The following is a 416-nucleotide window of genomic DNA, read 5'->3' on the forward strand; positions in this document are numbered from 1 at the left end:
AGCGTGTAACTGCGTATGAGATTCGTCAGACTGCACAGGAAGCTCAGAACGCCTTGGGTGACGCTTACTCTACATTAGCAGATAACTGGCTGCGTAAGCTCGCGTACCTGTACATCATTAACAAGTACCCTGAGATTAAGCCTATGCTTGAACTCGGTGCCATGGAATTGGATGTAACGGTAGGTACTGCTAGCCTGTATAAGTCTGCTCAGGCTGACCGATTACTGGAAGCAGTTCAGAGCCTGCAATTAATTGTGCCGGTACTGCAACAAGCAACTGCTCGTACTAACGTAGATGCATTGATTGACAGTGTAATGGATAGCTTCGGCATCCAGAGCAGTAGCTTCTTCTATACAGAGGAAGAACTGCAAGCACGTCAGCAGGCTCAGCAAGCACAGCAGGCTCAGGACCAGCAG

Annotated in this window: 1 protein-coding gene; it reads left to right on the plus strand. The window is 49.0% G+C overall.

Translation table 11 applies throughout. The annotated features are described in order from the left end of the window. Positions 1-53: 53 nt before the first annotated feature. The coding region (locus EIZ58_RS32830) for a hypothetical protein (protein WP_240689501.1) at positions 54-416 on the plus strand (363 nt) is incomplete at its 3' end.

Source organism: Ammoniphilus sp. YIM 78166, from assembly GCF_004522215.1.
In the GTDB taxonomy this organism is placed as follows: domain Bacteria; phylum Bacillota; class Bacilli; order Aneurinibacillales; family RAOX-1; genus YIM-78166.